Origin of the sequence: Flavobacterium sp., from assembly GCF_049590715.1 — a bacterium.
GTDB lineage: Bacteria > Bacteroidota > Bacteroidia > Flavobacteriales > Flavobacteriaceae > Flavobacterium.
Genome location: NZ_JBAWDL010000251.1, coordinates 1 through 8,630, shown reverse-complemented (window position 1 = coordinate 8,630; position 8,630 = coordinate 1). Strand labels below are relative to the sequence as shown.

Here is an 8,630-nt window from a genome sequence, read left to right as displayed (position 1 = left end):
TCGGCACCATTTAATAGAACGATGATCGTTCCTTTTTCATCTACTACATACCAAGTCCCTCCTGCTTTAGGATCTTTAGGATAAATAACATTTTTATTATTTACCGTATAATTCTTTGGATGAATAGCATTTAACCGAACAACACTCTCGTCACGATTAGATGTAATAATTACTTTCTCCCCTATTTTTACAAAACTTACTGTGCACATTGTTGTCTGTATTCAATTGTTGAACGAGCCACACCAAAATCATCATTTAATATAATAGTACCATTATGTAAAACCCCCACTTTTATCAAAGCTTGATGATGAATACAATGTTCTAAATTGTACAATAACTCTCTAAAATAATTTGTTTCTATTCGTAATTCCTCGCCATCAACAATTTGTTGCAATTCCATTTTTTTGTTTTCTCTATCTAATGAATTCTCAATAAATTCAATTTGATGAATCCCAAATGCTGTATCCGTTTGAATTTGATGGTTTCGTTCTCTTTTATCATAGTTTACAATACCAGAATCATAATTCAATAGCAAACATTGAAACATTTCAATAACATGTCTTGTATGTTCTCCAATAGTTGAATTACTAAGAGAAACACAAGGGTTTGAATATTCTGAATTTGACAATTGCTGGAGCAAACACTTCAATTCGTTCAAGCTATTATTTATAGTAGGTAATAACATAGTTACAGTAATTTTAGTATTCTATTTTTATTTTGACAAACCAAAATGACACAACAAAAAAATGCAATTAAAGCTAAGCTAAAAAGCAAACCACCATCATTTTGCACCTCAATTCCAAGCACAAACAAATGGGATAAAATAGCCCCAATCAATACGCTACAACCTAACAACGCACCAATATAGGTAGTACTTGGAATTAAAATTAGAATCGAAGAAATCAACTCCAAAATCCCTGTTCCTAATCTACCATAAGGCTCTAACCCTAGAGTAGAAAAGATATAAATACTTTCTGGAGCACCCGTAAATTTAAAATACAATGTTTGCAAAAATATACCTGCAACCATTATGCGTAAGATCCAAGAAATATTTTTAAATCTCATAAATGTATACTTTTTTATTCAATAATTTTCTTCCAATTATCATTGGCTCTTGCTTTTAAATTCACTTCATCTTTATTCCAATCTTTCAATGTATTATTAAAATAAGCATTATAAAAAAGGTATAATTTGCTGTCTACGATTTTAAATGTTTTTGGATTTACAACCACCTTTTCTCCTGAATCTCCTATTGCAAAAGCACACCAACCACCGTATTGTGGCTCATATTTAGAAGGGTGTTTGAAAAACAATTCCTTATTCTCTTTTGATGAAAAGCGATACACAACACCTTCGAAAGTTGTTGTAATTTCTTTTTTTCCTTTTAATGCCTTATTCTGTTCAAAATACCCAACAGGATCATAACCTTGAATCCCTAAACCATTATCAAGATTAAATTCTGCTACTCTTTTAGCAGTTGTTTGGGCAAACCCACAGATTGATGTCAAGCACAAAAGAAAAATACACACACATTTTTTCATGATACTATTCTTTTAAAATTGAACAATATATTGAATACTCGCTACAAAACTTCTCGTCAGTCCATCAGGTCTTGTTGTTCTAACGGCAAATGGTGCTGCTAACGAAAGCCCTATACTGTTTAGACTGTTAATTTTATAAAAACTGACAATGTTCCCATTAATTGTTAGTCCATCTGAATCTTTGATAGTTTCTCTTTTATTATAAATAGTTTCATAACTATCCTCACCTAAGTGATAAATAAAAAGTACACTTGGTTTAAAAACCCATTTTTGATTGGTTGTTTTTATATTATAAGTAGTTCTAAACAAAGCATCTGACTTGCGCTCAAATAAATTTGTAGAAGGAAAATCATTAGTTCCAGCATACTCTTTAAAAAAAGAATTTTTGTTATTATTGAAAACGGGGATTTGCAAAGCCAGATTAAAATCCCAATTGAAAATTTTATAATTAGTTCCTAAAAACAGATCAAAAGTCCCTAAACTCGCTTGATAATCTAATGGTATTGAATACTCATTAATCTTCAAATTAGAACTAGTAAATGGAAATTTGAAACCAGTCAAAAAACTCCATTGTTTCTGATTTTCCTCTTTTAAAGTATAATTCCCAATTAAATAAGCATCACCAAAAGATGCTCGTGTACCAAAACTCCCATTAGCACTTGAAAAAGTTATTTTTGTAGCCAATGAAAATTGTTCGTTTACTTTTCGAGTGTAAGTAATATAGGGCGAAAAATAAGTAACGTCTGATTCTCCTTTGCCAAATACTGTTGCGAATTCTATACTATTCTTAAAATCTGCCTTTTCTGTTTCAAATGACTGACCAATAGTACATATCCCAGCATCACTACATCCTTGTGCATAACTGAATATTCCACTCATAATCAATAAAACGACTGTTGCTGTTTTTTTCATAATCAATTATTTTTAGTAATTTCTATTGGTGCAATAGCAAAAAGGTGATTGTATTGCTGACAATGAATTAGAACATGAGTATAAGCTGAAACATCCACCGTTTGAGGAATAGCATACATTCTAGCAGCAGTTAAATTTCCAAGATTGACAAATTCGCTAGGCGTATTGGCTTTAGACAAATACACTTTTAAATCTGGCCCGTCCGAGATACTAAAATTGACTAATTCTAAGATATATTGATTTTGGCTGGAGGAAATTTTCACACTTCCAGTGACATTAATCCCCGAAGTAGGGGTAAAAACACCATCATATTTAGGAATTGAATTTTCAGGAACAACTATTGGCTCCACTTTAGTACGGGTTAATTCTCCTTCTTTCTCACAAGAAAGCAGTAAGAGAAACGCTGATATTATAAATAACTTTTTCATACAGTAGTGTTTTATACTGTAAAGTTACACTGCAATTTCGTAGCTAATTGTCGGCTAGGTTACAGTTGCGTTAAAATAACTACAACTTACTAATATCATTGATGATGATTTCTTTTCTATTATAGACAATCAAACCATTGGATTCCAAATCATTCAAAAGATGTGTGGCGGTTTGTCGAGAAGTACATATAATTTGAGCAATATCATTTTGTGTCAAATAATTTTCAAGAATGATCTTCCCTCCTTCTTGTTTTCCTTCATTGGCACACCAATCTTTTAAAAACAAATGCAAACGGGTCTTCGCATCTTTTGAAACTAAATTAGAATAACTGTTTTTAATCCGTTTCATTTTTAAGCCTACTATTTTAGTATACGATAAGGCTAGACTTGGATTTTTCAACAACGTATCTTCAAAATCAGAAAGTAAGAAACTACAAATCACTACATCATCACTAAGTACTTTAGCGTATTCATTGACTTGGCTATCAACCTCCAAAGTCAGTTCGCCAAATAAATCACCACTTTGAAGAATATCTTTAATCGTTTCATTTCCATCTTCGTCAACAGCTACAATTTTGATATTTCCTTTTTTGAGCACAAAGATTCGTGGTACATCCGAAGATGAAAAATAGATAATCTCCCCTTTGGAAGCTTTTTTAAAACCCATGATCATACACAATTGCTTGATTTGCCCAAAACTCAGACTTCGAAACAATTTATGATCTCTTAAATACCAATATTTTAAATCTTCGTACATAATGAATTCTAATGAAAATATTTTTCTAAAGATAGAAAAAGAACCGTCAGACAGTGAAATTATACTAAAAAATCCATCTTCATAGTAACAAAGATGGATTTTTATTTAATTATTATGAAGCTGCTGATTATGAAATCAAACTTCTAGAAATTACAATTTTCTGAATTTCAGAAGTCCCTTCATATATCTGAGTAATTTTAGCATCACGCATCATTCGCTCCACATGATACTCGGACACATAGCCATTTCCACCATGAATCTGAACCGCTTCAATAGTAGTATCCATAGCAGTTTGCGAGGCAAATAATTTAGCCATCGCCCCTGATTGTGTAATGTCTTGACCTGCATCTTTCTCTACTGCCGCCTTATAACAAAGCATTTTAGCCGCCATAATTTGTGTTGCCATATCAGCTAATTTGAAAGCAATAGCTTGGTGTTTGAAAATTTCTTTCCCAAAAGCTTTCCGCTCTTGCGAATATTTTAAGGCTAATTCATAAGCACCAGTAGCAATACCTAAAGCCTGAGCTGCAATTCCTATCCGCCCACCATTGAGTATTTCCATCGCAAAATGAAAACCAAAACCATCTTCTCCTATCCTATTTTCCTTTGGTACTTTGACATCATTAAACAATAACGAATGTGTATCAGAACCTCGTATTCCCATTTTTTTTTCTTTGGGACCAATATCAAAACCTTTCCAACCTTTTTCAACAATAAAAGCATTGATTCCTTTATGTCCTTTTTCGACATCCGTTTGTGCCATTACTAAATAAGTCGTAGCCGAAGAACCATTAGTAATCCAATTTTTGGTTCCATTCAACAAATAATAATCACCTTTATCAATCGCGGTTGTTTTTTGCGAAGTTGCATCAGATCCCGCTTCAGGTTCAGACAAACAAAAAGCTCCTAAGACTTCTCCTTTAGCTAATGGAACTAGGTATTTTTGTTTTTGTTCTTCACTGCAATACTTTTCCATCCCAGCGCACACCAACGAATTATTTACCGACATAATAACAGCCGCCGAAGCATCTACTTTGGCCAATTCGACCAAAGCCAAAACATACGATAAATTATCCAAACCAGCCCCGCCATATTTAGGATCAACCACCATCCCCAGAAAACCAAGCTCGGCCATTTTCTTTACCTGTTCAGTTGGAAATATAGAATACTCATCTCTTTCAATTACTCCAGGCAACAACTCTGTTTGAGCAAAATCTTTAGCGGCTTGCTGAATCATTATATGCTCTTCTGATAAATTAAAATCCATATTTCTTTTTGATTATTTTTACAAAACGACACTTTCAAAATAAAATTAAATTAACTGAAATACAATTCTTAATTTTACCTGATAGAAAATTAGCCTATTTATTTGAATTTATCTAATTCTAGAACAAGATATTTAGGTATTCCAAAAAATCCTTGTATGAAAAAAGAATCTTATACTATTATTGGTGTGATGTCTGGAACTTCTCTTGACGGAGTCGATTTAGCTCAGATAGAATTTACAATTACAAACAACCAATGGAATTTTGAGATTATTCATTGTGAAACCATTGCCTATAATCGTTCTTGGATTTCCATTTTAAAAAATGCTATTACTTTTGCTGAAGACGACCTACAAGAATTAAATCATGATTATACCCTCCTTTTATCTTCGATAATTAGCAATTTTATAGAAAAGCACCAAATTAAAGACATCGATGCCATTTCATCACACGGGCACACCATTCTACACCAACCCCATATTGGGTACACCTTACAAATTGGAAACTTGCCCGAAATAGCCAAACTCACAAAACAAACAGTGGTTTGCGATTTTAGAGTACAGGATGTACAATTGGGAGGTCAAGGAGCACCTCTAGTTCCTATTGGCGACCAAATTTTGTTTTCAAAATATAATTATTGCATGAATCTAGGTGGTTTTTCAAATGTTTCTTTTGAAGAAAATGGAAACCGAATTGCCTTTGACATTTCTCCAGTTAATACTATTTTGAATTATTATGCTAATCAATTAGGCATGGATTATGATGACAAAGGACAAATTTCAAGCACTGGGGAAATCCAGAATGAATTATTAAAGGAGTTAAATAGCTTGAATTTCTACCAACAAAAATACCCTAAGTCACTTGGTTTTGAATTTGTAAAAGAGATTGTTTTACCAATGATTGAAAGTTATCCTATTGCCATCAAAGACAAACTAGCTACTTTCACAGAACATATTGCTGTACAAATCGCTTTGGCTTTGCCAAATAAAAACAGTACTCTTTTTATCACAGGTGGAGGTGCTTATAATGATTATTTAATTGAAAGTATTAAAAATCATTTGCCCGAAATGAAAATCATAATCCCTGAGGCAACCATTTTAGAATATAAAGAAGCGTTAATTTTTGGTCTTTTAGGTGTTCTAAAATTAAGAGAAGAAGTGAATGTTTTAGGCACTGTTACTGGGGCTAAAAAAAACCACAGCTCTGGTTTCGTTTATTTTAAATAAACATTTTATTCACTAAAACTTATAATTTTTGTAATATCTTAGCGTTTCAATAAAAAAGAAAATCTACTATGAGTTTATTGTTACAAGCAGATACTCTATCTGTTGCAAATGAAAATTTAGCCGAAGCGGTTCCAGTTGAAAAAACATTATCAATCATTGAGTTATTAACTAGTGGCGGATTAGCAGGTCAAATCATTATGACAGCCTTGTTCTTAATGCTTTTCGTGGCTTTATATCTTTATTTTGAACGTTTGATGGCAATCAACGAAGCTTCAAAAATGGATGGAAGTTTTATGGGACAAATTAGAGATAATATTCGCAACGGACGTCTAGACAATGCTAAAATGACTTGTGCTCATTCCAAATCGCCAGTAGCCCGATTAATCGAAAAAGGAATTTCAAGAATAGGAAAACCTCTTGACGACATTAATACTGCTATTGAAAACGCGGGTAAATTAGAAATATACAAACTTGAAAAAAACGTAAGTATACTAGCAACCATTTCTGGAGCAGGACCAATGACTGGTTTCTTAGGAACAGTTGTGGGAATGATTCAAGCCTTTCATAAAATGGCTACCTCAGGAGGTCAAATTGAAGTAGGCGCCTTATCCGAAGGGATTTACACAGCAATGACAACCACTGTAGTTGGACTAGTTGTAGGTCTTATTGCGTATATTGGCTACAATCACTTAGTCGTAAAAACGGATAAAATCGTTCACCAAATGGAAGCCAATGCCGTTGATTTCTTAGACTTATTAAATGACCCAGCTTAATTATGAATATTAGAGGACGAAATAAAGTAAGTGCCGAATTCAATATGTCATCCATGACTGATATTGTATTCTTACTATTGATATTTTTCATGCTAACTTCAACTATGGTAACCACTAACGCACTAGATTTAGTATTACCCAAAGCAAAAGGAAAGACGGATAGTAATAAAAATATAGCGGTAAGCATCAATAAAAAATTAGAGTTTTTTATTGACAAAGAGCCTGTATCAGAAACCGAATTAGAATCAAAATTACTGGCATTATTCTCAAACGACAAATCAAAAGCAATTATATTGAGAGCCGAAGAAGGAGTTCCAATTGAAAAAGCAGTTAATGTTTTGGATATTGCTAACAGAAATCAAATCAAAGTTGTTTTAGCAGTACGCCCAAAATAATCTTATTTGACCTTCAAAAAACAGATTAATTCTACATGAAATATATAGAAACAGAAGAAGAGAAAAAATCATTTGCTATCACATCAATTATTTTTGTGATACTATTGATTTTGTTTTTTTATCTAGGCTTAACTTCTCTTGATCCTCCTCCTGAAAACGGAATTGCAATTAATTTTGGAACAACTGAATTTGGCAATGGCGAAATTCAACCTACAGAAGCCATTCAATCAGCACCTACACCTACGGCAGCAAAACCAACCACTTCTAGTGATGACGATGTCATTTCACAGGATATGGAAGAAGCAGTAGTTATGAAAAAGGCTAAAAAAGTAGAACCAACCAAAACAGTAGCTAAAGAAGAAGTAAAACAAAAGCCTGTTGAAAGTCCAAAACCTTCTAAAAGTACCACTGACGCATTATCAAGTTTAATCAATGGACCAAAATCTGATGGAAAAGCTAAAGGTGGAGAAGGAAATGATGATAAAGCAGGAGACAAAGGAAGCCTTAATGGAGATCCTTATGCCAGTTCTTATTACGGTAGCGGTACAGGAGCAGGAAATGGTAGCGGATGGGGGCTTAACGGACGAACCATCAGTACAAGAGGCAAGGAAGTTCAAAAATGTAATGAATCAGGCACTGTCGTAGTTCAAATTACCGTTAACCGAAGTGGAAATGTAATCGCTGCCAAATATACTAAGGGAACCACAAACACAAATCCTTGTTTAGTTGAACCTGCCTTGGCTACAGCCAGAAAATACAGATGGCAACCCGATAGTAATGCACCCGAAACACAAATTGGGTTCATCACCGTTAATTTCAAATTAGGAGAATAACTCCTTATAAATCACATTGATTTTCAGCACAATTAAAACAAAATGAATTATCAAGAAACAACCCATTGGATGTTCAACCAGCTACCTATGTACCAAACACAAGGAGCTACCGCATACAAAGAAGACTTAACTAACATAATTGCGCTTGCCAATCACCTCAATAATCCGCAAAACGATTTAAAATGCATTCATATTGCCGGAACGAATGGCAAAGGCTCTACGTCACACATGCTAGCTTCTATACTTCAAGAAGCGGGCTACAAAGTGGGATTATACACTTCCCCACATTTAAAAGATTACAGAGAGCGAATTAAAATCAATGAACAAGAAATAAGCGAAGAATTTGTATGCGAATTCATCGCTAAAAACAAATCTTACTTTGAAGCCAATGACATCAGTTTTTTTGAAATGAGTGTGGGACTTGCTTTTGATTATTTCAATACTGAAAAAGTAGATTTAGCTATCATTGAAGTAGGCATGGGCGGAAGATTAGACGCTAC

The 8,630-nt window shown here is 33.5% G+C and carries 13 protein-coding genes; 5 read left to right on the top strand and 8 right to left on the bottom strand.

Annotated elements, in window-relative coordinates; all coding sequences use genetic code 11:
- The 8 genes from WBQ70_RS11455 to WBQ70_RS11420 form a co-directional block, all read right to left on the bottom strand.
- The coding region (locus WBQ70_RS11455; RefSeq protein WP_423914278.1) for an NRDE family protein at window positions 1-209 on the bottom strand (209 nt) is incomplete at its 3' end.
- Entirely contained in the window at window positions 197-685 is a 489-nt protein-coding gene (locus tag WBQ70_RS11450; RefSeq protein WP_423914276.1) for a DinB family protein, read from the bottom strand. The genes WBQ70_RS11455 and WBQ70_RS11450, both read right to left, overlap by 13 nt.
- Window positions 686-687: 2 nt before the next feature.
- Window positions 688-1,065, bottom strand: coding sequence for a DoxX family protein (locus WBQ70_RS11445; RefSeq protein WP_423914273.1), 378 nt, complete (start codon window positions 1,063-1,065; stop codon window positions 688-690).
- Window positions 1,066-1,079: 14 nt separating this feature from the next.
- On the bottom strand, window positions 1,080-1,541 hold the full coding sequence (locus tag WBQ70_RS11440; protein ID WP_423914271.1) for a YHS domain-containing (seleno)protein: 462 nt from the start codon (window positions 1,539-1,541) through the stop codon (window positions 1,080-1,082).
- Between the two features lie 12 nt (window positions 1,542-1,553).
- On the bottom strand, window positions 1,554-2,453 hold the full coding sequence (locus WBQ70_RS11435; protein ID WP_423914268.1) for a hypothetical protein: 900 nt from the start codon (window positions 2,451-2,453) through the stop codon (window positions 1,554-1,556).
- 2 nt (window positions 2,454-2,455) lie between these two features.
- Window positions 2,456-2,881, bottom strand: a complete 426-nt coding sequence (locus WBQ70_RS11430) for a DM13 domain-containing protein (RefSeq protein WP_423914266.1) — start codon at window positions 2,879-2,881, stop codon at window positions 2,456-2,458.
- A 79-nt stretch (window positions 2,882-2,960) separates the two neighbouring features.
- Window positions 2,961-3,638: a Crp/Fnr family transcriptional regulator gene (locus WBQ70_RS11425; protein WP_423914264.1), complete on the bottom strand. Its 678-nt coding sequence runs from the start codon at window positions 3,636-3,638 to the stop codon at window positions 2,961-2,963.
- 127 nt (window positions 3,639-3,765) lie between these two features.
- On the bottom strand, window positions 3,766-4,905 hold the full coding sequence (locus WBQ70_RS11420; protein WP_423914261.1) for an acyl-CoA dehydrogenase: 1,140 nt from the start codon (window positions 4,903-4,905) through the stop codon (window positions 3,766-3,768).
- A gap of 156 nt (window positions 4,906-5,061) precedes the next feature.
- On the opposite strand from WBQ70_RS11420, the gene WBQ70_RS11415 reads away from it, so the two are divergent.
- From WBQ70_RS11415 to WBQ70_RS11395, 5 genes are all read left to right on the top strand, one after another.
- Window positions 5,062-6,129, top strand: a complete 1,068-nt coding sequence (locus WBQ70_RS11415) for an anhydro-N-acetylmuramic acid kinase (protein WP_423914259.1) — start codon at window positions 5,062-5,064, stop codon at window positions 6,127-6,129.
- Window positions 6,130-6,197: 68 nt separating this feature from the next.
- Window positions 6,198-6,902, top strand: coding sequence for a MotA/TolQ/ExbB proton channel family protein (locus tag WBQ70_RS11410; protein ID WP_423914256.1), 705 nt, complete (start codon window positions 6,198-6,200; stop codon window positions 6,900-6,902).
- 2 nt (window positions 6,903-6,904) lie between these two features.
- A complete protein-coding gene (locus WBQ70_RS11405) occupies window positions 6,905-7,297 on the top strand; it encodes an ExbD/TolR family protein (RefSeq protein WP_423914255.1) in 393 nt (130 codons plus the stop codon).
- Between the two features lie 35 nt (window positions 7,298-7,332).
- The gene (locus WBQ70_RS11400) at window positions 7,333-8,130 is read left to right on the top strand and encodes an energy transducer TonB (RefSeq protein ID WP_423914252.1); all 798 of its coding nucleotides are present in this window, start codon (window positions 7,333-7,335) and stop codon (window positions 8,128-8,130) included.
- Between the two features lie 42 nt (window positions 8,131-8,172).
- A partial coding sequence (locus tag WBQ70_RS11395; protein ID WP_423914249.1) for a bifunctional folylpolyglutamate synthase/dihydrofolate synthase occupies window positions 8,173-8,630 on the top strand: 458 nt, incomplete at its 3' end.